Source organism: Oleiphilus sp. HI0086 (assembly GCF_001635225.1).
In genome coordinates this window covers 1-380 of the sequence record NZ_LWFZ01000550.1, presented here as the reverse complement: position 1 = coordinate 380, position 380 = coordinate 1, and the positions used below count along the sequence as shown (strand labels likewise).

At 47.4% G+C, this 380-nt stretch carries 1 pseudogene; it reads left to right on the top strand.

Annotated features, from left to right (window positions below):
* Window positions 1-380 (top strand): annotated as a pseudogene (locus tag A3756_RS27545) (nitrite reductase (NAD(P)H)); the annotation flags it as partial.

Sequence of the window (380 nt, the reverse complement as noted above, 5' to 3'; positions counted from 1 at the left end):
ATGAGCACGAAGCTGAAGCTTCTGGGTGTTGACGTCGGCTCAATTGGCGATGCCCATGGTAAAACGCCCGGCTCAATCGCTTACGTCTACAGTAACGAAAACTCAGAGATCTATAAGCGAATCATCGTATCTGAAGACGGCAATACACTGTTAGGTGCAGTACTAGTTGGCGACTGTTCAGATTACGACACACTTCTTCAATACTACCTGAACGGTATCGAGCTTCCCGAAAACCCTGAAGGAATGATTCTACCGAATGTTGAAGGGGGTGGTCCTGCGCTAGGTGCTTCAGCACTACCAATGGAAGCAACAATCTGTTCATGCCTAAACGTTAGTAAAGGCGACATTATTAACGCTCTTGATTCCGGTTGTTGCAGCGT